At 73.4% G+C, this 23,529-nt stretch carries 19 protein-coding genes and 1 pseudogene; 13 read left to right on the plus strand and 7 right to left on the minus strand.

All coding sequences use genetic code 11. The features are described from left to right. Positions 1 to 3 precede the first annotated feature (3 nt). The 3 genes from GA0070606_RS20640 to GA0070606_RS20650 all read right to left on the minus strand — a co-directional run bounded on the left by GA0070606_RS20640 (position 4) and on the right by GA0070606_RS20650 (position 3,703). Positions 4 to 1,953, minus strand: a complete 1,950-nt coding sequence (locus GA0070606_RS20640; protein WP_091103084.1) for a fumarate reductase/succinate dehydrogenase flavoprotein subunit — start codon at positions 1,951 to 1,953, stop codon at positions 4 to 6. Positions 1,954 to 1,967: 14 nt separating this feature from the next. Next, complete coding sequence (locus GA0070606_RS20645) at positions 1,968 to 2,774, minus strand: hypothetical protein (RefSeq protein WP_091103087.1); 807 nt, start codon at positions 2,772 to 2,774, stop codon at positions 1,968 to 1,970. 380 nt (positions 2,775 to 3,154) lie between these two features. Beyond that, positions 3,155 to 3,703, minus strand: a complete 549-nt coding sequence (locus GA0070606_RS20650) for a Uma2 family endonuclease (protein ID WP_091107954.1) — start codon at positions 3,701 to 3,703, stop codon at positions 3,155 to 3,157. A 276-nt stretch (positions 3,704 to 3,979) separates the two neighbouring features. Here GA0070606_RS20650 and GA0070606_RS20655 point away from each other — a divergent pair, with 276 nt between their 5' ends. The 5 genes and pseudogenes from GA0070606_RS20655 (at position 3,980) to GA0070606_RS20675 (ending at position 10,418) form a co-directional block, all read left to right on the plus strand. Continuing rightward, positions 3,980 to 5,035: an ABC transporter ATP-binding protein gene (locus GA0070606_RS20655; RefSeq protein WP_245724750.1), complete on the plus strand. Its 1,056-nt coding sequence runs from the start codon at positions 3,980 to 3,982 to the stop codon at positions 5,033 to 5,035. 173 nt (positions 5,036 to 5,208) lie between these two features. Further along, positions 5,209 to 6,267, plus strand: a pseudogene (locus tag GA0070606_RS20660) (ABC transporter ATP-binding protein); the annotation flags it as partial. A 248-nt stretch (positions 6,268 to 6,515) separates the two neighbouring features. Next, positions 6,516 to 7,523, plus strand: a complete 1,008-nt coding sequence (locus GA0070606_RS20665; RefSeq protein ID WP_091103093.1) for an ABC transporter permease — start codon at positions 6,516 to 6,518, stop codon at positions 7,521 to 7,523. Between the two features lie 9 nt (positions 7,524 to 7,532). Further along, positions 7,533 to 8,519 carry an ABC transporter permease gene (locus GA0070606_RS20670; RefSeq protein ID WP_091103096.1) on the plus strand — a complete coding sequence of 329 codons (987 nt, stop codon included), beginning with the start codon at positions 7,533 to 7,535 and terminating at the stop codon, positions 8,517 to 8,519. 156 nt (positions 8,520 to 8,675) lie between these two features. Then, positions 8,676 to 10,418: an ABC transporter substrate-binding protein gene (locus tag GA0070606_RS20675; RefSeq protein ID WP_091103099.1), complete on the plus strand. Its 1,743-nt coding sequence runs from the start codon at positions 8,676 to 8,678 to the stop codon at positions 10,416 to 10,418. Between the two features lie 255 nt (positions 10,419 to 10,673). Here the strand turns inward: GA0070606_RS20675 and GA0070606_RS20680 are convergent, their stop codons facing one another. Beyond that, positions 10,674 to 12,818, minus strand: coding sequence for a S9 family peptidase (locus GA0070606_RS20680; RefSeq protein ID WP_091103103.1), 2,145 nt, complete (start codon positions 12,816 to 12,818; stop codon positions 10,674 to 10,676). A gap of 86 nt (positions 12,819 to 12,904) precedes the next feature. On the opposite strand from GA0070606_RS20680, the gene mshB reads away from it, so the two are divergent. The 3 genes from mshB to GA0070606_RS20695 all read left to right on the plus strand — a co-directional run bounded on the left by mshB (position 12,905) and on the right by GA0070606_RS20695 (position 14,832). Beyond that, positions 12,905 to 13,831, plus strand: a complete 927-nt coding sequence (gene mshB, locus GA0070606_RS20685; RefSeq protein ID WP_091103105.1) for an N-acetyl-1-D-myo-inositol-2-amino-2-deoxy-alpha-D-glucopyranoside deacetylase — start codon at positions 12,905 to 12,907, stop codon at positions 13,829 to 13,831. Between the two features lie 17 nt (positions 13,832 to 13,848). Then, entirely contained in the window at positions 13,849 to 14,286 is a 438-nt protein-coding gene (locus tag GA0070606_RS20690) for a hypothetical protein (protein ID WP_091107956.1), read from the plus strand. A gap of 78 nt (positions 14,287 to 14,364) precedes the next feature. Beyond that, positions 14,365 to 14,832, plus strand: coding sequence for a hypothetical protein (locus GA0070606_RS20695; protein WP_091103108.1), 468 nt, complete (start codon positions 14,365 to 14,367; stop codon positions 14,830 to 14,832). Positions 14,833 to 14,992: 160 nt separating this feature from the next. Here GA0070606_RS20695 and GA0070606_RS20700 read toward each other — a convergent pair whose 3' ends face one another. Further along, a complete protein-coding gene (locus GA0070606_RS20700) occupies positions 14,993 to 15,952 on the minus strand; it encodes a GNAT family N-acetyltransferase (RefSeq protein WP_091103110.1) in 960 nt (319 codons plus the stop codon). Positions 15,953 to 16,031: 79 nt separating this feature from the next. Between GA0070606_RS20700 and fdxA the strand changes: the two genes are divergently transcribed. From fdxA to GA0070606_RS20725, 5 genes are all read left to right on the plus strand, one after another. Next, positions 16,032 to 16,358 carry a ferredoxin gene (gene fdxA / locus GA0070606_RS20705; protein WP_089005361.1) on the plus strand — a complete coding sequence of 109 codons (327 nt, stop codon included), beginning with the start codon at positions 16,032 to 16,034 and terminating at the stop codon, positions 16,356 to 16,358. Further along, the gene (gene dapC / locus GA0070606_RS20710; protein ID WP_281191074.1) at positions 16,355 to 17,464 is read left to right on the plus strand and encodes a succinyldiaminopimelate transaminase; all 1,110 of its coding nucleotides are present in this window, start codon (positions 16,355 to 16,357) and stop codon (positions 17,462 to 17,464) included. Before fdxA ends, dapC begins: the two co-directional genes overlap by 4 nt. A 264-nt stretch (positions 17,465 to 17,728) precedes the next feature. Beyond that, the gene (locus GA0070606_RS20715; RefSeq protein WP_281190888.1) at positions 17,729 to 18,754 is read left to right on the plus strand and encodes a prephenate dehydrogenase; all 1,026 of its coding nucleotides are present in this window, start codon (positions 17,729 to 17,731) and stop codon (positions 18,752 to 18,754) included. 48 nt (positions 18,755 to 18,802) lie between these two features. Then, positions 18,803 to 19,447, plus strand: coding sequence for an SIMPL domain-containing protein (locus GA0070606_RS20720; protein ID WP_091103116.1), 645 nt, complete (start codon positions 18,803 to 18,805; stop codon positions 19,445 to 19,447). Then, positions 19,447 to 20,109 carry a nucleoside/nucleotide kinase family protein gene (locus tag GA0070606_RS20725; protein WP_091103118.1) on the plus strand — a complete coding sequence of 221 codons (663 nt, stop codon included), beginning with the start codon at positions 19,447 to 19,449 and terminating at the stop codon, positions 20,107 to 20,109. The genes GA0070606_RS20720 and GA0070606_RS20725 overlap by 1 nt, the downstream gene beginning before the upstream one ends. Positions 20,110 to 20,233: 124 nt before the next feature. Here GA0070606_RS20725 and GA0070606_RS20730 read toward each other — a convergent pair whose 3' ends face one another. Next, positions 20,234 to 22,852: a hypothetical protein gene (locus GA0070606_RS20730; RefSeq protein ID WP_245724751.1), complete on the minus strand. Its 2,619-nt coding sequence runs from the start codon at positions 22,850 to 22,852 to the stop codon at positions 20,234 to 20,236. A 101-nt stretch (positions 22,853 to 22,953) separates the two neighbouring features. Continuing rightward, positions 22,954 to 23,511, minus strand: a complete 558-nt coding sequence (locus tag GA0070606_RS20735) for a sugar O-acetyltransferase (protein ID WP_091103121.1) — start codon at positions 23,509 to 23,511, stop codon at positions 22,954 to 22,956. Positions 23,512 to 23,529: the final 18 nt, after the last annotated feature.

Genomic DNA, 23,529 nt, shown 5'->3' on the forward strand with positions numbered 1-23,529 from the left:
GCGTCAGCGCTCCTTCTCGGTCTCGGCGTCCGCGACGAGGGCGTCGAACTCGGCGAGCTCCTCGTCCGTGAGGTACTTGGCCAGCTCCGCGCGGTCGAAGAGGCCGATCAGCTCCGCGCGCATCTTCGGCAGCGGCTTGCGATCCAGGCGGACATTGTCGCCGTCGAGCGAGCAGACGAGGTTGACCCGGCGCCACTTCGGGTCCATCGCCGGATGGTCCTCCCGGGTGTGGCCGCCGCGCGACTCCTGCCGCTCCAGCGCCGCCTTCGCGGTGCACTCCGAGACCACCAGCATGTTGCGCAGGTCCAGCGCCAGGTGCCAGCCCGGGTTGTAGCGGCGGCCGCCGGCCGCGCTCACCTTGGCCACCCGCTCGCGCAGCTCCGCCAGCCGGCCCAGCGCGTCCACCAGCTCGCCCTCGCGCCGGATGATGCCCACCAGGTCGCCCATGACCGCCTGGAGATCCTGCTGGAGGGTGTACGGGCTCTCGCCGGTGTCGCGCTGCAACGGCGCCAGGGCCGTCTCCACCGCCGCCTCCACCGCCGCGACGTGCACCTTCGGCCGTGCCGGCAGGCTGTCGGCGTACGTGGCGGCGTGGCCGCCCGCGCGCTTGCCGAAGACCAGCAGGTCGGACAGCGAGTTGCCGCCGAGCCGGTTGGAGCCGTGCATGCCGCCGGAGACCTCACCGGCGGCGAAGAGCCCTCGCACGTGGCCGAACGCCGCACCCGTGTCCGGGTCGACCTCGACGCCGCCCATCACGTAGTGGCAGGTCGGCCCGACCTCCATCGGCTCCTTCGTGATGTCGACGTCGGCCAGCTCCTTGAACTGGTGGTACATCGACGGCAGCCGGCGACGGATCTCCTCCGCCGGCAGCCGGGAGGCGATGTCGAGGTAGACGCCGCCGGCGGGCGTGCCCCGGCCGGCCTTGACCTCGCTGTTGATGGCCCGGGCCACCTCGTCGCGGGGCAGCAGCTCCGGCGGGCGCCGGTTGTTGTCCGGGTCGGAGTACCAGCGGTCCGCCTCCGCCTCGTTGTCCGCGTACTGCTTGCGGAAGACGTCGGGGACGTAGTCGAACATGAACCGCTTGCCGTCGGAGTTCTTCAGCACGCCGCCGTCGCCGCGCACCGACTCGGTGACCAGGATGCCCTTCACCGAGGGCGGCCAGACCATGCCGGTCGGGTGGAACTGGAGGAACTCCATGTTGATCAGCGTCGCCCCGGCGCGCAGGGCCAGCGCGTGCCCGTCCCCCGTGTACTCCCAGGAGTTGGAGGTGACCTTGTAGGAGCGGCCGACGCCGCCGGTCGCCAGCACCACGGCCGGCGCCTCGAAGAGGACGAACTCGCCGGACTCCCGGTAGTAGCCGAACGCGCCCGCGACCCGGTCGCCGTCGAGCAGCAGCTCGGTGATGGTGGTCTCGGCGAAGACCTTGATCCGGGCGTCGTACGAGCCGTGGTCCCGCTTGTCCTCCTGCTGCAGGGAGACGATCTTCTGCTGGAGGGTGCGGATCAGCTCCAGGCCGGTCCGGTCGCCGACGTGCGCCAGGCGCGGGTACTCGTGGCCGCCGAAGTTGCGCTGCGAGATCTTCCCGTCCTTGGTGCGGTCGAAGAGCGCGCCGTACGTCTCCAGCTCCCAGATCCGCTGCGGCGACTCCTTCGCGTGCAGCTCGGCCATCCGGAAGTTGTTGAGGAACTTGCCGCCGCGCATCGTGTCGCGGAAGTGCACCTGCCAGTTGTCCCGGCTGTTCACGTTGCCCATCGCGGCGGCGGCGCCGCCCTCGGCCATCACCGTGTGCGCCTTGCCGAAGAGCGACTTCGAGATGATCGCGGTCTTCTTGCCGGCCAACCGGGCCTCGATCGCCGCGCGCAGGCCGGCGCCGCCGGCCCCGATCACGACGACGTCGTAGTGGTGCCGCTCGATTCGCGTGGTGGAGCTCGTCTGGTGGTGAAGATTGGTCATGTCCGGGGCGCCCTCTAGTTGATGAACCGCAGGTCGGAGATCCACTCGGCCGCGACCGCCATGACGTAGAAGTCGGTGAGGGCCAGGGTGCCGAGGGTGATCCAGGCGAGCTGCATGTGTCGGACGTTCAGCTTGGACACGAACGTCCACGCCTTGTACCGCACCGGGCTCTTGGAGAAGTGCTTGAGCCGGCCGCCGATGATGTGCCGGCAGGAGTGGCAGGAGATGGTGTACGCCCACAGCATCACCACGTTGACCAGCAGGATGATGTTGCCCAGCCCGAATCCGAAGCCCTTCGGGGAGTGGAAGGCCAGGATCGCGTCCCACGTGTTGATCAGCGAGATGATCGCGGCGGCGTAGAAGAAGTAGCGGTGCAGGTTCTGCCCGAGCAGCGGGAACCGCGTCTCGCCGCTGTAGGACTTGTGCCCGTCCGGCACCGCGCAGGCGGGCGGCGACAGCCAGAACGACCGGTAGTACGCCTTGCGGTAGTAGTAGCAGGTGAGCCGGAACAACAGCAGGAACGGCAGCGTCAGCGCGGCGTCCGGGATGATCCACCAGCCGGGCAGGAACCGTCCGAAGTGCGCGGCGTCCGGCAGGCAGCGGTCGGTGACGCAGGGGGAGTAGAACGGGGTCAGGTAGTGGTAGTCCTCGACCCAGTAGTTGTCGTGCTGGAAGACCCGGACCGTCGCGTACGCCACCCACGCGCTGAGCCCGATCACGGTGATCAGCGGGGCGAGCCACCAGCGGTCCGTACGCAACGTCTTCGCCGCGATGGCGGCGCGCGCCCGCGCCCCCCGCGGCCTCGTTGCCGTTGATGTCATTCGAGTCGTCTCCCTGACGGGGCCCGCAGGCGCGGGCGGATCAGTTTCCGGTCGGCACGCGGACCGGCGAACCCGCACCCGCTTGCCACGTCATGCGCACACCAACGACCGCGCCGACGATACGGCGCAGCTAAGTGACACACGTTACGCCGATCTTCGCTTGCCGTCCGCGCAAGGCAGTGTCCCGTGTGTCCCGGCCGGTGGAAAGCCCTGAACGATGATCGATGTCCGGATGTTAAGAACCTCACCGGACGCCTGTCCGGCGTACCGGAGCGACTCACTCGGAAGCGTCGCCGGGCGGGCACGGGGGCGGACCCGGTGCGGCTTCAGGCTCCCCACCGGCACGGCGCCACGACCCTGGGCGAGCGCACCGACATCCGTCAGGAGAACAGCTCCTCCGGCCGGACGGTGGCCCGGACGGGCTCGGTCAGCTCGAGCGCCTCCCCGGCCTTGGTGACCGACCGCTCGGCGTAGTGGGCGCCCTGCCACTGGTAGAGGTGCACGGTCAGCGTCTCCTGCTCCACCAGGAGATACCACTCGATGCCCGCCGCCGCGTAGTAGTGCATCTTGAGCACCTTGTCGGTGGCCGCGTTGCCCGGCGAGATGATCTCGCAGACCAGCTTCACGTCGGCCGCGTCGATCCAGGGGTCGTCGAGGTCGATCGGACCCGTGATCACGAGGTCGGGAATCGGGATGCGATCCGGCCGGAGCCGGACGTTCACCGCCTCCAGCAGCTCCAGCCCGAGGGCTTCGGCGCCGGGTTCGAGAAGGTTGCCCAGCCTGCGTGAGATGCGCTGGTGGCGGGGAGTGGGGGCTCGGGTCACGTGGAGGCTCCCGTCGAAGAGTTCGACGCGTTGCCGCGTCTCGCCGAGGGCGAGGTACTCCTCTTCGCTCCACGGGCCGTCGTGGCCGAACACCGCCGCGGTCATGGTCACCTCCACCTCGTGCCGGCGGGAATCCTCCGCGGACTGCCGCGCCCATCGTCGCACCCGCTGTGCGGGCGCGGGGACGTCAACGCCGATGAATGCCGAGGTGAGGGGGTGCGGGCCCGTTGCAGAGTCGTTACGCTGTGGCCCGCTGACAGTCCCCGGCCTTGTAGCTTATTTTCACCCTCGGTGATTTCCTGTAGGTTCTCTTCGTCACTGAGGGAGGCGGTCGTGGGCAGTCCGGAGTCGGCGTCGTCCGGGAGACCGGGCCGCCCCAGCGTGCCGGAACAGCGTACCGGCGCGGATCCGTACCTGCGGGTGAACGACCTGCGGGTCCGCTTCGACACCGAGGACGGCGTGGTGCGCGCCGTCGACGGGGTGTCGTTCACGGTGGAGCGCGGGCGCACGCTCGGCATCGTCGGCGAGTCCGGCTCGGGCAAGAGCGTCACCTCGCTGGCCGTCCTCGGCCTGCACGACGCCAGGCGGACCACCATCACCGGGGAGATCTCCGTCGGCGGGCGCCAACTGGTCGGCCTGCCGGAGGAGGAGGTACGCCGGCTGCGCGGCCGGGACATGGCGATGATCTTCCAGGATCCGCTGTCGGCGCTGCACCCGTACTTCACGGTGGGCCGGCAGATCGCCGAGGCGTACCGGGTGCACCACCCGAAGGCCGGCAAGCGCGAGGCCCGTCGGCGCGCGGTGGACATGCTGGGCCGGGTCGGCATCCCGCAGCCCGCCCGCCGCTTCGACCAGTACCCGCACGAGTTCTCCGGCGGGATGCGGCAGCGGGCGATGATCGCGATGGCGCTGGTCAACGACCCGGACCTGCTGATCGCCGACGAGCCGACCACCGCCCTGGACGTGACGGTGCAGGCGCAGATCCTCGACCTGCTGGCCGATCTCCAGGCCGAGTTCCACTCCGCGATCATCATGATCACCCATGACCTGGGCGTGGTCAGCCAGGTCGCCGACGAGGTGCTGGTCATGTACGGCGGCCGGGCCGTGGAGCACGGCAGCGTCGAGCAGGTGCTCCGCCGGCCGCAGCACCCGTACACCTGGGGTCTGCTCTCCAGCGTGCCCTCCCTGCACGGTGACGCGGACGCGGACCTGGTGCCGATCAAGGGCAACCCGCCCAGCCTGATCAACCTGCCGTCCGGCTGCGCCTTCCATCCGCGCTGCCGGTACGCCGACCGCAACGGCGACCGCTCGCGCGCGGAGGTCCCGGAGCTGCGCCCGGCGGGCGCGCCCGGTCACCTGGTGGCCTGTCACCTCTCCGCCGACGACCGGACCCGGCTGTACGCCGAGGACATCGCCCAGGTGGGAGTTGCCCGGTGAGCGCGAGGAACGCAGCGCAGCGGAGTCCCGCAGTCGCGAACGGAAGGCGGGCCCGGTGAGCGCGAGGAACGCAGCGCAGCGGAGTCCCGCAGTCGCGAACGGAAGGCGGGCCCGGTGAGCGCGAGGAACACAGCGCAGCGGAGTCCCGCAGTCGCGAACGGAGGCGGACTCCGATGAGTGTGGAGGCGGTCGTGGACGGTGGCGCGGCGGGCCGGCAGGCCGTGGAGCCGCTGCTGCGGGTGCGCGGGCTGGCCAAGCATTTCCCGGTGCGCAGCGGGCTGCGCACCACGGGCCTGGTGCGGGCGGTGGACGGGCTGGACTTCGACGTGCGCCCGGGCGAGACGCTCGGCCTCGTGGGGGAGTCGGGCTGCGGCAAGACGACCACGGGGCGGATGCTGGTCCGGCTGCTGGAGCCCAGCGCGGGGAGCATCGAGTTCGAGGGGCGGGACATCACCCACGCGGGTCGCCGCGAGCTGCGCCCGCTGCGGCAGGACCTTCAGATCATCTTCCAGGATCCGTACGCCTCGCTGAACCCCCGGCACACCGTCGGCCGGATCATCGCGATGCCGCTCCAGGTCAACGGGATCGACCCGCCGGGCGGGATCAAGGCCCGGGTGCAGGAGCTGCTGGAGCTGGTCGGGCTGAACCCGGAGCACTACAACCGGTACCCGCACGAGTTCTCCGGCGGTCAGCGCCAGCGCATCGGCATCGCCCGCGCCCTGGCGCTGCGGCCGAAGCTGATCGTCGCCGACGAGCCGGTCTCCGCCCTGGACGTGTCGATCCAGGCGCAGGTGGTCAACCTGCTCCGCGACCTGCAACGCGACCTGGGTCTCGCGTTCGTCTTCATCGCGCACGACCTGGCCGTGGTGCGGCACTTCTGCCAGCGGGTCGCCGTCATGTACCTCGGCAAGATCGTCGAGATCGGCGACCGGGACGACATCTACGAGCGCCCGCAGCACCCGTACACCCGGGCGCTGCTCTCGGCGATCCCGGACGTCACCAAGCTCGGCCCGGCCGGCCGGATCCGGCTGGCCGGCGACGTGCCGACCCCGCTCAACCCGCCCTCGGGCTGCCGCTTCCGCACCCGCTGTTGGAAGGCCCAGGACATCTGCGCGACCGAGGAGCCGGCGCTGGCGCCCCGCGACGGCGGCGACCAGGCCGCTGCCTGCCACTTCCCGGAGCGCGGGCCCGTCGAGACGGGCCCGGACGGCTCGGCGGCCACGCCCGCCGAGCCGTCGGCCACGCCCGAGCAGACAGGCCTGGACGCCTCGATGACCACGCCCGCCGAGGCGTCGGGCGCGGGCACCGGGCCGACGGCCACGCCCGCCGGGCCGACGGGCGCAGGCGCCGAGCAGACGGGCGCGGGCGCCGCGCAGACGGCCACGCCCGCCGAGCAGACGGGCGCGGACGCCGGGTCGGCAGGCCCGGGCGCGGGCACCGGAACGGCGGGCCCGGACGCGGGCGTCGAGGAGGTGTCGAGATGAGCATGTCCCCGGTGGAGGGCGTGGCGCTTGCCGAGATCGAGTCGGGCGGCGACGCCGACGCGCCGAAGGAGAAGGGCTTCGTCGGCCGCTCGCCCGGCCAACTCGCCTGGATCAGGCTGCGCCGCGACCGCACGGCGATGGTCAGCGGGGTGATGCTGGTCTTCTTCGTGCTGGTGGCGCTCGCCGCGCCGCTGATCGAGATGCTCTACGGGATCAGCCCGCGCGACCAGTTCCAGAGCAAGCTGGACGGCTTCGGCATGCCGCTCGGCTACGCCGGTGGCGTGTCGGGTGAGCACTTCTTCGGGCTGGAGCCCAACCTCGGCCGGGACATCTTCATCCGGCTGGTCTACGGCCTGCGTACCTCACTGCTCATCGCCTTCGCGGCGGCGGTCATCACGGCGGCGCTCGGCATCGCGCTCGGCGCCCTCGCCGGCTACCTGGGCGGCTGGCTCGACGCGGTGATCAACTGGGTCACCGACCTGACGCTGGCCATGCCGTTCCTGGTCATCGCGCTCGCCCTGACGCCGACCCTGACGCTGCGCTTCTACGGCGAGCGGGACGCGGTCGACCCGGCCTTCGGGGTCGGGGTGCTGATCGCCGTCTTCGCGATCTTCGGCTGGACCAGCACGGCCCGGCTGGTACGCGGTCAGGTGATCGCGCTGCGCGAGCGGGAGTTCGTGGAGGCCGCGAAGGCCAGCGGCGCGGGGCTGGGACACATGCTCTTCCGGCAGCTGCTGCCGAACATCTGGGCGCCGATCCTGGTGTCGTTCTCGCTGGCGGTGCCGCAGTTCATCACCAGCGAGGCGGCGCTGTCGTTCATCGGCGTCGGTCTGACCGAGGAGACCCCGAGCTTCGGCCGGATGATCTACCAGAGCCTGGACTATCTCCAGACCGACCCGGCGTTCGTGTTCTTCCCCGGCATCACGATCTTCGCGCTCGTGTTCGCGTTCAACCTCTTCGGCGACGCGCTGCGCGACGCGCTCGACCCGAAGTCGTCCCGGTAGGGGTGTCCGATGGCGCGCTTCCTGATCAAGCGGATCTTCTCCGCGGTGCTCACCCTGTTCGCGGTGAGCGTGCTGACCTTCCTGATGTTCTTCGCGCTGCCCCGCGACCCGGTCAGCGGCATGTGCCCGAAGAACTGCAACCCCGAGCGGCTGGAGCGGGTCCGCCAGGAGTTGGGCCTGCGTGACCCGCTGATCACCCAGTACGCCGGCTACATGAAGGGCATCTTCACCGGCCGGGACCTGGGCAGCGCCCAGGGCGGCCGGTGCGACGCGCCCTGCCTGGGCTGGTCGTACGTGAACAACGAGGCGGTGCTGGACACCATCACCCGGGTCCTCCCGGTGACGCTGAGCATCGTGATCCCGGCGGCGATCCTCTGGCTGCTGCTCGGCGTCGGCCTCGGCATGGTCTCGGCGCTGCGCCGGGGCACCTGGCTGGACCGTGCCGCGATCGGCTTCTCGCTGACCGGCGCCTCGCTCCAGCTCTACTTCGTCGGCGCGGTGCTGCTGATGGTCTTCGTCTACAACCTGCGCCTGCTGCCGGTGCCGAGCTACACGTCGATCTTCGACGATCCGGTGAAGTGGGCCAGCGGGCTGGTGCTCGCCTGGGTCGCGCTGGCCTTCCTCTTCTCCGCGATCTACGCCCGCTTGTCGCGGGCGCAGATGCTGGAGACGCTGTCGGAGGACTTCGTCCGCACGGCCCGCGCGAAGGGCCTGGCGAAACCGAAGGTGTACGGGCGGCACGCGCTGCGCGCCGCGATCACCCCCGTGGTCACCATCGCCGGCCTGGACGTCGGGGCGGCGCTGGGCGGCACGGTGATCACGGAGACCACCTTCGGCATCCAGGGGCTGGGGCGGACCGCGGTGGAGGCGGTGCGCGCCGGCGACCTGCCCACCATCATGGCGACCGTGCTCATCTCGGCGGTCTTCGTGGTGCTCGCCAACGTGCTGGTCGACCTGCTCTACGCCGCCATCGACCCCCGCGTGCGGCTGGGCTGAGCGCTTGCCCCGGCGGCGACGCCGAGGCGGGTGTCCGCCGGTCGGACGACGGTGAAATTTATCGACAACTGTTACACAACTCGTAGGTTTTCTTCTTTACGATCCTCGGGACGTCGGCGTTCACGCCCGGCGGCACCTGGGTGGAGGAGGTAGGAGATGCGACCACGCGTGGCGGCCGCCGCAGGCGGCGCGATCGCACTGGTTGTGGCATTGGGTGCGTGCTCGGAGAACACGGGCGAGGGCACCACGGTGGACACCAACCGGCAGCAGACCGGGGTCATCGCGAGCGACCCGAAGGACTCGATGGGTCCGGCGGCCGAGGTGCCGGGCGCCCAGAAGGGCGGCACGCTCACCATCATCCGGGAGACCCCCATCTCCCACCTGGACCCGCAGCGGACGTACTCGTTCGCCGGCCTGATGGCCTCGCCGCTGTTCTCCCGTTACCTGACCACGTGGAAGGACGACGGCAAGGGCGGCCTGGTCCTCGTCGGCGACCTGGCCGAGACGCCGGGCACCAACGTCAACAACGACTGCAAGGTCTGGGAGTTCAAGCTCAAGGACGGGGTCAAGTTCGAGGACGGCCGGCCGATCACCTCCAAGGAGGTCGCGTACGGCATCGCCCGCTCCTTCGACCCGGACCTGTCGGGCGGCCCGACCTACATCCAGGAGTGGCTGGCCGACAGCCCGCAGTTCGACACCAAGTGGGACTTCAAGAAGAACAAGACCTCGCTGCCCCCGGGCCTGACCACCCCGGACGCGAAGACCCTGCGCTTCGAGTTCGCCAAGCCGCGCTGTGACCTGCCGTTCGCGGCCTCGCTGCCGACCACCGCGCCGCTGCCCGCCGACAAGGACACCGGCGTCAACCTGGACAACGCGCCGTTCTCGTCCGGCCCCTACAAGGTCGCCAAGAACCAGGTCGGCGTGCAGCTCACCCTGGACCGCAACCCGAACTGGGACCCGAAGACCGACCCGGTGCGGCACCAGTACCCGGACCAGTTCGTCTGGAGCTTCGGCCCGACGGCCGACGCCGCCAACAACCGGGTGATCGCCGACAACGGCGCGGACCAGAGCGCCGTCGCCTGGAACTTCGTGCCCGCCTCGCTGGTCGCCAAGGTCGCCAACGACCCGGCGCTCAAGCAGCGGAGCATCCTCTCCCCGACGCCGAGCTCCAACCAGCTCGTCATCAACAACCAGCGGGTCAAGGACCTGAAGGTCCGCCAGGCGCTGAACTACGCCATCGACCGCGAGGGCCTGATCAAGGCGGTCGGCGGCCAGACCGTCGCCTCGCCGCTGACCACGCTGATGCCGCCGTCGACGATCGGCTTCAAGGCGTACGACGCCTACCCGGCCGGCGCCAACGGCAACGTCGACAAGGCCAAGGAACTGCTCGGCGGCCAGACGCCGGAGCTGGTCCTCGGCGTCGCCGACAGCACCACCGAGCAGCAGATCGCGACCCAGCTCAAGGGCAACCTGGAGCGGGCCGGCTTCAAGATCACCGTCCGGAACATCCCGGACGACTCGAAGCTCGACGAGGTCAAGAAGAAGGACAACCCCTGGGACCTGTACATCGGTAACTGGGCGGCGGACTGGCCGAGCGGCGCCTCGATCCTGCCGGTGCTCTACGACGGCCGCACCATCAAGCCCGAGGGCAACAGCAACAGCGCGTTCTTCAACGACCCGGCGGTCAACGCCGAGTTCGACCGGATCCTGGCTCTCCCGCCGGCCGACCAGGGCCCGGAGTGGGCCAAGCTCGACGAGCGGATCATGAAGGAGCACGCCCCGGTCGTGCCGCTCTACGTCGACGTGGCCTACCTCGTGCACGGCTCCAAGGTCGGCGGGGTCTACGTCTCCAGCGTCTTCGGCTACCCGGCCTTCGTGAACGCGTACGTCAAGCAGTAACCCGCAGGCACCAACCGCACGGACGGGCCCCGGTCGACAGCGTCGTCGGCCGGGGCCTCCGCGCGTCCGGGCCCGCTCAGCCCCGGTGCCGGCGGTCCGCGTGTCCGGGGCGGGTGCGGCGGCACGTCCAGTCCCGGTGCTGGCGGTCCGCGCGTCCAGGTCCGCTCAGCCGCGGTGCTGGCGGTCCGCGCGTCCGGGTCCGCTCAGCCGCGGTGCTGGCGGTCCGCGCGTCCGGGCCCGGCGCGGCGGGCGGGCTCAGCCCAGGTGCTGGCGGACGAAGTCCAGCTCCAGCCGGAGCAGGCGTTCCGCGGTGCCGCCGGCCGCCATGTGGGTGGCGCCCGTCAGCGGCAGCACCGAGTGCGGGCGGCCGGTCGCCAGCAGCGCCGCCGACAGGCGCAGCGTGTGCGCCGCCACCACGTTGTCGTCGACCAGGCCGTGCACCAGCAGCAGCGGCCGGGCCGCCGCCGGATCCCGCACCGGCTCGCCGGCCAGCTCCACCAGCGAGTGGTGCGCGTAGATGTCCGCCCCGTCGTCCGGCAGACCCAGGTAGCGCTCGGTGTAGGCGGTGTCGTACAGCGCCCAGTCGGTGACCGGCGCCCCGACGACGCCGCACCGGAACAGCTCCGGGTGCCGCAGCACCGCCAGGCCGGCCAGCCAGCCGCCGAACGACCAGCCGCGCACGGCGACCCGGGCGAGGTCGAGGTCGGGGTGCTTGTCGGCCAGCGCGGTGAGCGCGTCCACCTGGTCGAGCAGCACGACGTCCGCCACCCGGCGGTGGATCGCCTTCTCGAACGACGGGGCCACGCCCGGCGTACCGCGGTTGTCGATCGTGACCACGGCGAAGCCGGCGTCGGCCCACCACTGCCGCTCCAGCCAGGCCGAGCGGGCGGCGAGCACCTCCTGGTGGCCCGGCCCGCCGTAGACGTCCAGCAGCACCGGCAGCCGCCGCCCCGTGACGTAGTTGTCCGGATAGAGCACCGCCGTCGGCAGCCGCCGGTCGGTGACCCGCTCCAGCAGCGGCAGCGGAGAGTACGGCGGGGTGGCGGCGAGCGAACGTAGCACCGCCACCTCGCGCTCGCCCTGCCAGACCGTCCACCGGGTGCCCGGGTGGTCGAGCGTGGCGCTGCCCACCACCAGCACGTCCCCGCCCACGGCGGCGGTGTACCAGCCCGGGTCGGTGGTGATCCGGCGCGCGTCGACACCGCCCCCGATCGTGGTGCGCACCCGGAACAGGTGCCGCTCGCTCGGCTCCCCGTCGCTCGCCTCCACCAGCAGGTCGGCCGGGCCGGTGCCGCCCGGCAGCCGCCCCACCACCCGTCGCACGTAGAGCGACGGCGGGGTGAGCAGGGTCCCGTCGGCGAAGAGGCAGCGGGCGTCGTACCCGTCGTGGGCCAACTCGCCGCCGACCAGCACCCGGCCGTCCGGCAGGTGCGCCGGGGTGCCCGGGATCGGCTCCACCCAGCGCGGGTCCGCCAGCTCCGCGTGCACCTGCGTCTCGCCCGTGCGCGGGTCGACGGCGAGCACCAGGCCGTGCTGCTGGGAACGGCGTAGCACGGTGATGAGCGGCCCGCCGTCGGCCCAGTGCACCGCCGTCAGGTACGGGTAGGTCTCCCGGTCCCAGTGCACGTCGACCCAGCCGTCGTCGAGGTCGAGCAGGTGCAGGCTGACCTCCGCGTTCGGGCCGCCCGCCCGCGGGTACGCGACGGTGGTCGGCGGGGTCGCCGGGTCGGCCGGGTCGTGCAGGTGCCAGCGCTCCAGCCGGGACTCGTCCACCCGCGCGGCCAGTACCGAGCGCCCGTCGGGCGCCCACCAGTAGCCGCGGAACCGGTCGAACTCCTCGGCCGCGATGTGCTCGGCCAGCCCCCACGTGACCCCGGAGTCCTCGCCGGCCAGCAGGGTGTCCGTGCCGTCGCCCTCGACCACCCGCAGCTGCCCCCGGCGCACCCCCTCGGCGGCGTCGGTGACGTACGCCAGGCGCTGCCCGGTGGGGTCGGGCCGCGGGTCGAGCACCGGGCCGACGGTGGCCACCTCGACCACGTCGCCGTGCACCAGGTCGGCCCGGAACAGCCGGCCGGCCAGCGCGAAGACCGCCACCCGGCCGGCGCCGTCCAGCGCGTACGAGCCGATGCCGGAAGCGCTCAGCCGCAGCCGCTCGCGCAACGCGCGCTCGCCCGGGCCCAGCGCGTCGACGTCGGCGTCCGCCCCGAGCAGCGCCGCCGGGTCGGCGACCAGCCGCTCCTCGCCGGTCGCCACGTCGAGCAGCCAGAGCGCGTCGGCCGGATCCTCCGGCCCGGCCGAGCGCAGGAAGACCACCCGGGAGCCGTCGTCGGCCACGCAGACCGCGCGCGGCGCTCCCCGGCTGAACCGGCGGGTGCGGGCGGCCAGCTCCGGAAAGTCCACACGCCAGATCGTAGAGCGGCGCCGGTGGTGATGTGGCCGACCTGCCTGGACGCGTCAGAGCCGCCGGGGGAGAACCGCCGGATAGAGTGACCACCGTGACGACGCTGCCCGACCGCCGCCTCCTGCTGGTCCACGCGCACCCCGACGACGAGTCCATCGGCACCGGCTCGACGATGGCGCACTACGCCGCCACCGGTGCCCACGTCACGCTGGTGACCTGCACGCTGGGCGAGGAGGGCGAGATCCACGTGCCGGCGCTGGCCCAGCTCGCCGCCGCCGAGGCGGACCAGCTCGGCGGGTGGCGGATCGCCGAGCTGAACGCCGCCTGCGCGGCGCTCGGCGTCACCGACCACCGCTTCCTCGGCGGCGCCGGCCGCTACCGGGACTCCGGCATGATGGGCCTCGCCACCAACGACCACCCCCGCGCCTTCTGGCAGGCCGACCTCGACGAGGCCGCCGGGCACCTGGTGGAGATCATGCGGGAGGTACGCCCGCAGGTCATGGTCACGTACGACGACAACGGCTTCTACGGCCACCCGGACCACATCCAGGCGCACCGGGTGGCGATGCGCGCGCACGAGCTGGCCGCCGTCGAGGGCTTCGCCCCGGCGAAGGTCTACTGGACGGCGATGCCGCTCAGCGTGCTGGAGGCCGGGATGACCCACTTCGCCGAGTCGTCGGACAACCCCTTCGCCGGCATCGGAGAGGTCTCCGAGCTGCCCTTCGGCACCCCCGACGCGCAGATCGCGGCGCGGATCGACGCCACGGACCAGCACGCCGCCAAGGAGGCGGCGATGCGGGCGCACGCCACCCAGATCCCCGACACCTCCTGGCTCTACTCGATCGCCGGCAACTTCGGCAGCGAGTTCATGGGCGTGGAGTACTACACCCTCGCGGTGGGGGAGAAGGGGCCGGGCAGCGGCCCGTACGGCTGGGAGGACGACCTCTTCGCCGGGCTCGACGTCGCGGACGGCCCGGACCGGTCCCCGGTCGGGGCGGCCGGCCTCCGGTGACGCAGCCCGCCGCGCCGATGTCGGTCGTACCCGAGGAGATCGCCCCGCCGCCCCCCGGACGGCCCCGGCCGATGCTCGACCTCGCCCTGCGGGTGGCCGGCGGGCTCGTCGCCGTCGTGGGCGGGGTGCTCACCGCGGTGCTGGAGCTGCTGCTCGCCACGCTCCGCGTCGGCGGGCACCTGGTCGGCGTCTCGGTGCTGCTCGCCGTCGTGGCGAACGTCGCGCTGAGCTGGTTCGCCCACGAGGCGGTCGGCCGTCGCTGGGCGGTGGCGCTGCCCGCGCTGCCCTGGTTCGTCCTGATGGCGGTCGCGGCGGTCCGCACCGCCGAGGGGGACCTGCTCGTCGCCGGCGACAACTGGGTCGGCCTGGCGATGATCGTGGCCGGCGCGATGACCTTCGCGGTGATGGGCTTCCGGCAGGTCCTGGCGCCGCCGCCGGCCCGTCCGGGGGGCTGACGACACCCAGGTTCCGGTGGTAGACATTCCTGCCAGGAAGCCCGCCGTGGGGGCGGGCGGTACGGCGGGAGGCGTGCGATGAGTGAGCGGTGGCGCGCGATCGGGGTGCTCGCGGTCGCGCTGTTCGCGGTCAACGTGGTCGCCCGGCTGGTCACCCGGTTCGGCTTCGACGGTGACGACACCACCGCCGCCGACCGGGTGTCGCTCGGGATGTTCGTGGTGATCGGGCTGGTGCTGGCCGCGGTCGCCTTCGTCTGGGGCAGGCGCCGGCCGGTCGCCGCCTGGGGGGCGGACCTGGCCGCGGCGGTCGGGATCGCGCTGCTGCTGACGGTGCTGGTGGGGCCGCTGCTGGTCGGCCAGAACCCGTTCGGCGGGGGTGCCGGCACCTTCTTCGCCCAGATCTGGCTCTACCTCGCGGCCACCGGCGTCGGCGTGCTGCTCGGCTACCTGCTGCTCACGGCGCTCGGCCTCGACTACCGCTCGCAGTCCCTCAAGCGCTACGCCGAGCTGCGGGCCACCAAGCCCCGCCGAGTAGTCCGCCGCTAACCCCCCGGCCCCCCGGACCCCCCCCGGGGCCCCCGACTCCCCGCGGCCTCACCTTCCCGACCGCGTTGATCATGACGTTATTGCCGCCGGAAAACGCTTTCAGTGTCGGTAACTCCATGATCAACGCGGCGGTCCCGGGGGTGGGGGGTGGGGGTGGGGGTCAGTGGGGGGCGGTGCGGGTCAGGTAGGTGTGGTGGGTGGTGAAGCCGAGGGAGCGGTAGAGGGCCACGGCCGGCGTGTTGCGCTGTTCGACCTGGAGGAAGGCGTGCGAGGCGCCGGTCGCGGCGCCCCAGTCGACGAGAGCGCGGATGATCCGACCGGCCAGGCCCTGCCGCCTCGCCTCGGGCAGCACCTCGATCAGGCTCAGCCCCAGCCAGCGCCCCTGCCCCGTCACCGTGCCGCGGCCGACCGCGACCAGCGTGCCGTCGGCGTACACGTGGGCGAAGCGGACCTGGCCCACGGCGGTGAGCACGTGTCGGGCGGCGTCCGGCAGGCCGCCCTTGCGGCCGGCGGCGACGGCGAGCCAGTCGTCCGACGGCGCGGCGGCCAACTCCACGGGCGGCGACCCGGCGGGCGCCGGCGTGGCCGGCGGCAGCGCCGCCAGCGGCACGGTCTGCACCAGCACGGGCGGGCGCGCGCCCCAGCCCCGCGCGTCGAGTTCGGCGCCGACCGGAGCGGCGAGCGGCAGCGGGGTGTTGACCATCGCCGGCAGGCCGAGGTCGGCGTACCAGCGTTCCACGGCGTCGAGCGCGGCGGGCAGCGGCCGGTCCGGGTCGCCCACCGGCAGCGCCGAGTTGGCCCGGCCCGTCCACCCGTCGGCGGCGCGCAGCAGCCAGCCGCCGAGCCGCCCCCGGACGGCGGCGGGCCAGGCCTCGTCGGCGGCCAGTTCCAGCTCGACCACGGCAGCGGCGGTGGGCCGGCGGGTCGGCGGCACCCGCTTGGCCCGGTGCACCTCGGCCACCGGGACCCGGAGCCGACCCTGCGCCGTGGCGATAGTGAGATGGGTCTCGCTCAGCTCGACCAGCTCGCCGAGGGCGTCCGAGAAGAGGGGCCGGCCTTCGCGAATCCCCACAATCCGGCGAACCACGATCCGGTGTCCCACATCCTGCTGTCGGAGCACGATCGACCCCCTCCCCGGCGAGATACTAGGCTCTTACCGTCGCGGGTGATCGCGGCGTGTCTTGCGGAGGAGAAGACCGGTGACCTACATCATCGCCGAGCCGTGCGTGGATGTGCTCGACAAGGCATGCATCGAGGAGTGCCCGGTCGACTGCATTTACGAGGGCAACCGGATGCTCTACATCCACCCCGACGAGTGCGTCGACTGTGGTGCCTGTGAGCCCGTCTGCCCGGTCGAGGCGATCTTCTACGAGGACGACGTCCCGGAGCAGTGGAAGGACTACACCGGCGCCAACTACGAGTTCTTCGAGGACCTGGGCTCCCCCGGTGGCGCCTCGAAGATCGGCAAGGTGGAGAAGGACGCGTCCTTCGTCGCCGCGCAGCCGCCGCGCGGCGAGGGCCACTGAACCGCCCCGCGCCGGTCTCGGCACGGCTGCCCGAGTTCACCTGGGACTCCCTGGACGCCGCGGCCGCGCTGGCCGCGGCGCACCCGGAGGGAATGATCAACCTCTCCATGGGTACGCCGGTGGACCCGGTGCCCGAGGTGATCCGGCGGGCGTTGGCGGAGGCGTCGGACGCCCCGGGCTATCCGCTGACCGCCGGCACCCCGGCGCTGCGCGAGGCGATCGCCGCCTGGGTCGCGCGGGCCTGCGGTGCGGGCGTCGACGGCCTCGGCGTGCTGCCCACGATCGGCTCCAAGGAACTCGTCGCCTGGCTGCCCACGCTGCTCGGCGTGGGCCCGGGCGACGTCGTCGTGGTGCCCTCGGTGGCCTACCCGACATACTTCGACGGGGCCGCGCTCGCCGGCGCCACGGTGGTGCGCGCCGACTCGCTCACCGCCGTCGGCCCGACCCCCCGGGTGCGCCTGGTCTGGGTCAACTCGCCGGGCAACCCCACCGGGCGGGTCCTGCCGGCGGCCCACCTGCGCAAGGTGGTCGACTGGGCCCGGGAGCGGGGTGCGGTGGTCGCCAGCGACGAGTGCTACCTGCCCCTGGGCTGGTCCGCCGAGCCGGTCTCGGTGCTCTCGCCCGAGGTCTGCGACGGGTCGTACGACAGCGTGCTGGCGGTGCACTCGCTCTCCAAGCGCTCCAACCTGGCCGGCTACCGGGCCGGATTCGTGGCCGGCGACCCGGCGCTCGTGGCGGAGCTGCTCAAGGTCCGCAAGCACGCCGGCATGATCGTGCCCGCGCCGGTGCAGGCCGCGATGGTGGCCGCGCTGCGCGACGAGCGGCACGCCGACGAGCAGCGCGAGCGCTACCGGGCCCGGCGGGAGGTCCTGCACGCCGCGTTCACCGGCGCGGGCTTCACCGTCGAGCACTCCGAGGCGGGCCTCTACCTCTGGCTGACCCGCGGCGAGGACTGCTGGGAGACGGTCGACTGGCTGGCCCGGCGGGGCATCCTGGCCGCCGCCGGAGCCCTCTACGGCCCGGGCGGCCGGCAGCACGTCCGGGTGGCGCTGACCGAGTCCGACGAGCACGTGGCGGCGGTCGCCGGCCGACTCGCCCAGCCCTGATCACTCAGTCGCCGGTCAGAGGGTGACCGGCCGCACCTCGGTCACGTCTCGTCGGCCTGCGGCAGAGCAGTTTCGGCGGCTCGGCGACATGGTGACCGAACTGCCTTGGGCGTACCTCGACCGTGACGATCCGGGTACCCCGTACGCGCAGTGGCGGGAGAAGGTGACCGGCGGCTGGGGCTGACCGGGGCCGGGCGATATCCTCGGCCGGACGGGGGAGGGGCGGTGTGCCCCGTACCGAACGGAGACGCCGAGGTGGGCCGATTGGCGGGCAGTGCCGGCGGACCGGCCCGTGCGGCGGTGGTGGGCACCGGAATGATCGGTGGCTCGGTGCTGCTCCGGCTGCGTGACGCCGGGCTCGACGTCGCCGGCTGGGACCCGGACCCGGCGACCCGACGGTACGCCCGTGAGCAGGGGTTCGCCTGTCCGGACACCGTCGAGGAGGCGGTGGCGGACCGGGACTTCGTCTTCCTCTGCGGACCACTGCCCAGCCTGCCCGGGATGCTCAGTCGGGTGGCCGCCGCCACCGACGAGGATTGCGTGCTCACCGACGTGGGCAGCACGAAGGCGGCGCTGGCCGCCTTCGCCGACACCCGGGGCGTCGGGCATCGTTTCGTCCCTGGGCACCCGATGGCCGGAGCGGACCGAGCCGGCGTCGCCTCGGCCAGTCCGGCGCTGCTCGACCGCGCGGCCTGGGTGCTCTGCCCGGACCCGGCCGGCGTGGTGGCGTTCCGCCGGCTGGCTCCGTTGATCATCGACGTGTTCCGGGCCAGGTTGGTGCCGATGTCGCCGACCCAGCACGACACGGTGGTCGCGCTCTCCTCGCACGTGCCGCACCTGCTGGCCGGCGCGCTCGCCGGGGCGGTGCAGGAGGCGCCCCTGCGGGACGCCGTCCTCGCGCTGGCCGCCGGCAGCTTCCGTGACGGTAGCCGGGTCGCCGGCACCCCTGCCGAACGGACCGCCAACATGCTGCTCAGCAATCGGGAGCGGGTGCTCGAGGAACTGACCCGGGTCACCGACTACCTCGACAAGCTGGCGGGGGCGGTCCGGGCGGGGGACGCCGAGGCGCTGACCTCGCGGTACCGGGCGGCGGCGGCGGCCCGGACCGTGCTGGCCGGGCGGAACTTCGCCAGCCGGGAGCGCGCCTTCCCGGTCGCCGGGGACGCCGACGCGGAGGTCGCGTACCTGTGGGAGCTCGGGGCGGCCGGCGGTTATCTGAGCGGGTGCCGCGTCGACGCCGGGACCGTCTCGTACATCGCGCACCTTCCGGCGGACGCCGGGCCGGTCTGACCGTTGTTCCCGCGCGCGGGTGGGCCGGTGCGCGATTAGGGTGAGGGCATGGTGGACGGGCCGGTGGTGGCGGTGCGCGGCGAGGCGTACCGCGAGGTCGCGCCGGAGATCGCGCAGTTCACTGTGACCGCGACGGCCCGCGACCGGGACCGGGAGGCCACCCTGACCCGGCTGGCCGAGCGGGCCGCCGCCGTGCGGGTGCTGCTCGACGGCTACGGCGCCGCCATCGACCGGCGGGAGACCGGCGAGCTGCGGGTCCGGCCGGAGACCAGGCGCTCCGGGGAGCGGGTCGTCGCCTACCACGGCAGCGTGGCCACCACCGTGACGGTCAGCGACTTCACCGCGCTCGGCGACCTGATGCTGCGCCTGGCCGACCAGGACCAGGTCGAGGTGGCCGGGCCGTGGTGGTCGCTGCGGCCGGACAGCCCGGCCCACCGGGAGGCCCGGCACGCCGCCATCGCCGACGCGCTGCTGCGTGCCCGCGAGTACGCCGAGGCGCTGGGCGCCCGGGTGACCGCCCTGATCGAGCTGGCCGACGCGGGCGCGGCGGAACGGCCGATGATGAGCAGGATGGCCTACGGGGCGGGTGGGGGTGCCGAGAGCGCCCCGGAGCTGGAGCTCGACCCGCAGCCGCAGACCGTGCAGGCGGCGGTGCACGCGCGCTTCGCGATCAGCGAGCCGGTCCTCGGCTGATGGAGACCGCCAGGGTCGTCGTGGTCGACGAGTTGGTCACGCGGGCGCGGGCCCTCGCCGACGCCGGCCCGCGGCAACTGCTCGGCATCGCCGGGGCGCCCGGCGCGGGCAAGTCCACGCTGGCGGAGCGGATCGTCGAGGCGGTCGGCCCGACCGCCCGGCTGGTGCCGATGGACGGCTTCCATCTCGCCCAGGCCGAGCTGCACCGGTTGGGTCGGGCGGAGCGCAAGGGCGCCATCGACACGTTCGACGCCAACGGCTACGTCTCGATGCTGCGGCGCCTGCGCCGGCTGGAGCCGACCGCCGTCTACGCGCCGGCGTTCCGCCGGGACCTGGAGGAGCCGGTGGCCGGCTCCATCGAGGTGCCGCCGTCGGTGCGGCTGGTGGTCACCGAGGGCAACTACCTGCTGGTGAACCGGATGCCCTGGGACGAGGTGCGGCAGCTGCTGCACGAGGCGTGGTTCCTGGACCTGGACGCCGAGCTGAGGCTGCGCCGGCTGACCGCCCGGCACCAGGCGTACGGGCGGACGGCGGAGCAGGCCCGAGCCTGGGCCACGGGCAGCGACGAGACCAATGCCGCCCTGGTGGCCGGCACCGCGCAGCACGCGGACCTGGTCGTCCGGCTGGCCGAGCCGCCCCCCGTCGGGCCGGCCGTCGGCTGACCCGTACGCGCGGCCGGCGGCGGTCATCGGCGGGCAGGTTCGCACGGGGGCCGTGAGCGACCCCCGTCCGGCAGGGACGTGCCCGGTCCGGCCCGCCCGGCGGGTCGGGCGGGCGGACGTCGGGTCAGCCGGATCCCTGCCGGGGCGCCGGCACGCCCCGCCGCAGCAGCCAGGCCACGCGCGAGCGTTCCCGGTGGAACTCGGGCGCCTCCGGATAGCCGCTGTGGTTGCGGATGGGCGGGTCGGCCACCTCCCCGTCGCTGGGGTGCAACGCCTCCGGGTCCCGTACGGGCAGGTCGCGTTCGCCGGCCGTGACCTGCCAGCCGAGCGGGTCGGTGTCGCGCCAGAAGTTGGTCCAGCGGGTCCGGCCGCCGGGCGGCGTCAGCGCCTCGGCCAGCACCGGCAGCCGGTCCGGCCCGAAGTAGGCCGGGAAGACCCGCCCGTAGAGCCGGGTGAGCTGGCATCCGTAGGAGAAGAACCAGATCCGTCGGCGGGACCGGGCGGGAAGCTGGAGGAGCACGGCCGCGCAGATCACCGTGCCCTGGCTGTGTCCGGAGAGGATGATCCCGTCCACGGCCCGCGGGTCGTGCTCGTCCAGCGCCAGCAGCCCGGCCGCGCGGGTCTGCAACTCGGGCACGGCGCGCTCCGCGTAGCTGGGCGGGGCCAGCGGGTGCGCGGCCCGGGGCCAGAAGGTGCCGACGTCCCAGAGCACGCCGACGGAGCGGCGCACGAGGTCGTTGCGGTAGACGAGCAGGCCCACGGTGCCGACCAGCATCGGTAGCCAGCCGAGCAGCCGGTTGCCCAGGTCGGAGGCCCACGCGACCACGGCGGCGCCGCCGGTGGCCACCGTCGGGTGCGGCGGGTCGCCGGAGAGCACGGCGGCGCAGCCGACGGCGACCAGCACACCGGCCGCGACGGCGTAGCCGCCCACCAGCCGCACCGCGTGCTCGCCGACCAGCCGGTGCAGCGCCCGCCAGGCGCTCACCTGGTGGCCGCGTCGCAGGTCGTGGCCGGAGAGCCGGTGGCCGGGGGGCACCAGGTTCGCGTACTCGCGGCGGCGGAGGCGGACGAAGAGCAGTCCGGCCCGGGCGGCCGTGGCGGCGAGCGCGAGCAGGGCGACGACGAAGGCGAGCCCGGCCCAGCTCAGCGGCACCGGCGGCGTGACGGGGGAGAGCCCGCCGGCCGGCTGGTCGCCGCCGAGCCGATCGGCGGCCCAGTGGAGCATGCCGGCGCTGTAGGAGACGCAGAGCAGCCAGCCGGAACCGGCCAGCAGCGCCGGCGCGCGGCCACCCCAGGCCAGGTCGGTGTGGGGCTCCAGCGGCTGGCGCTCGGCCGGCGTGGGGACGCGGGGCAGCACCAGGCCGGTCGCGGCGAGCGCGACGGCTCCGAGGACGAGCACCCAGATCTCCAGCGGCGCGGGCGGGAGCCCGGGCAGCCGGCCGGTGGTCCAGGCGAGGCCGAGGGCGAGCAGCAGGGCGGCCCCCGCCGGCGCGGCCAGCCCCCGCCGCCCCGACCGGCTGACCGACCCGATCGCGATCAGCAGGAGCAGTTGTCCGGTGCCCAGTCCGGCGACGACCTGGTCGAAGCCGGGCAGCGACCGGTCGGCCACGCACGCCGGCCCGCCGGTGGCGCCGCAGCCGGACACCGGGCGCAGGTCGGCCAGCGGAGTGCCGGCGGGGCCGTCGGGCAGCAGCAGGATCAGCAGGGTCCCCGTCAGCCCGGCGGCGGTGAGCCCGGCGACCGCGACGCTCCACGGGCCGAGCGGGGTGTGCCCCGCGCGCCGGGTCAGCCAGGGGCGCGCGAGCGCGACCACCGCGATCAGCCCGACGGCGGCGAGCGCGGCCACGGTGGGCCAGGCGACGACGGCCCGGACGCCGCGGGGCGGGTCCATGGCGAGGACCGCACCGAGCGGTACGGCGGCGGCGACGACCGTCCCGGTGCACAGGTGCAGCACGGCCGCGCGGCGCAGCTGCCCCTCGCCGCTCCAGAACCTGGCGTCCTGCAGCGGGTTGCCCGGTGGGCCGGGCGGCGGCTCGGGCGCGGGCGGCTCCGGCGCGGGCTGGCCGGGTTCCCCGCTCGGGCCCTCGTCGGTGGGCCGGGCGACGGCGAGCGGCGCGGGCTCGGCCGGCATCTGCGCCTCGTACTGGTAGGTCCGCCAGCTCACCAGCCCGAGCAGGGCCAGCACGCCGAGCGGCGCGAGCAGGCCGACGGCGAGGGGCCGGGCCGCCTCGCTCCACCAGCCCCGCCCGAGGAACTCCCAGGGACCGGGGATCCGGCCCAGACAGTCCTCGTCGACGCACTGCCAGCCGACGAGGTCGACCCCGACGCCGGTGAAGGCGAGCGCGAGGGTGCCGGTGAGGCTGAGGCAGAACAGCCGGATCAACCAGGCGGTGGCGCCCGACCGGCAGGACGGGCGCTCGTCGTCCGGGTCCGCCGGGATACCCGGCCGGGCGTGCAGCGCGATGTTGGCCAGGGTGAAGGGCAGCAGCAGCGTCCACAGCGCCCGTTCCACGTCGCGCGCGGTCCGCGCCCCGGAGGTCAACTGCCCCCAGCTGTACGCCTCGACGACGATCGGGTCGTCCGGCCCGCTGCCGGGCGAGCGGTAGAAGCCGGTCACCGGGCCGCCCGCGACGAGCCACGGCGGGGGCGGGTCGGCCCCGGGTGCGGGCCGCAGACCCAGGATCTGACCAGGGGGCGTGTTGGAGACCCCGTGCACCCGCAGTTCGAGCACTCGACCGATCATCGCGCCTCCTGGTGACGGCATCACCACCCACAGTGCCGTGGGCGGGGCGCGACACGCCAGGCGCAAATGGACGTTTGTGCAGGTGGCGGGCTTGATCGGGGTCAGTCGAGCTGTCGTACGACCCGGGCCGGGTTACCGAGCGCGACCACGTTTGCCGGCAGGTCCCTCGTCACGACGGCGCCCGCGCCGACGACGGTGTTCTCCCCGATGGTGACGCCGGCGAGCACGATCGCCCCGCCGCCGAGCCAGACGTTGTCGCCGATGGTGATCGGCTTGGCCGCCTCCCACTTGTCGCGTCGCGGCCCGGGCTCGACGGGGTGGGTGGGGGTGAGCAGTTGGACGTTCGGTCCGATCTGGACGTCGGCGCCGATGGTGATCGGGGCGACGTCGAGGAAGACCGCGTTGAAGTTGACGAAGCTGCGCGGCCCGATCCGGATCTGCCACCCGTAGTCGCAGTGGAAGGGCGGCCGGACCCAGGTCTCGTCGCCCACCTCGCCGAGCAGGTCACGCAGGGCGGCGAGCCGGCCCTCGGGATCGGCGGCGGGGCTGGTGTTGAAGCGTTCCGTCAGGCGCGCGGCGCGGTCCAGGTCGGCGAGGATCTCCGGCTCGTCGGCGATGTACGGCTCGCCGGCCAGCATGCGTTCCTTCATGGAGGTCACCGGTCGATCCTGCCCGAG

It is taken from the genome of Micromonospora citrea (assembly GCF_900090315.1).
Classification (GTDB): Bacteria; Actinomycetota; Actinomycetes; order Mycobacteriales; family Micromonosporaceae; genus Micromonospora; species Micromonospora citrea.

Bases quoted from the DNA above. Each gene is read 5' to 3' on its own strand.
- GA0070606_RS20640 (WP_091103084.1), bottom strand. From the start codon at position 1,953: ATGACCAATCTTCACCACCAGACGAGCTCCACCACGCGAATCGAGCGG.
- GA0070606_RS20645 (WP_091103087.1), bottom strand. From the start codon at position 2,774: ATGACATCAACGGCAACGAGGCCGCGGGGGGCGCGGGCGCGCGCCGCC.
- GA0070606_RS20650 (WP_091107954.1), bottom strand. From the start codon at position 3,703: ATGACCGCGGCGGTGTTCGGCCACGACGGCCCGTGGAGCGAAGAGGAG.
- GA0070606_RS20665 (WP_091103093.1), top strand. From the start codon at position 6,516: ATGAGCATGTCCCCGGTGGAGGGCGTGGCGCTTGCCGAGATCGAGTCG.
- GA0070606_RS20670 (WP_091103096.1), top strand. From the start codon at position 7,533: ATGGCGCGCTTCCTGATCAAGCGGATCTTCTCCGCGGTGCTCACCCTG.
- GA0070606_RS20675 (WP_091103099.1), top strand. From the start codon at position 8,676: ATGCGACCACGCGTGGCGGCCGCCGCAGGCGGCGCGATCGCACTGGTT.
- GA0070606_RS20690 (WP_091107956.1), top strand. From the start codon at position 13,849: ATGTCGGTCGTACCCGAGGAGATCGCCCCGCCGCCCCCCGGACGGCCC.
- GA0070606_RS20695 (WP_091103108.1), top strand. From the start codon at position 14,365: ATGAGTGAGCGGTGGCGCGCGATCGGGGTGCTCGCGGTCGCGCTGTTC.
- GA0070606_RS20720 (WP_091103116.1), top strand. From the start codon at position 18,803: ATGGTGGACGGGCCGGTGGTGGCGGTGCGCGGCGAGGCGTACCGCGAG.
- GA0070606_RS20725 (WP_091103118.1), top strand. From the start codon at position 19,447: ATGGAGACCGCCAGGGTCGTCGTGGTCGACGAGTTGGTCACGCGGGCG.
- GA0070606_RS20730 (WP_245724751.1), bottom strand. From the start codon at position 22,852: ATGATCGGTCGAGTGCTCGAACTGCGGGTGCACGGGGTCTCCAACACG.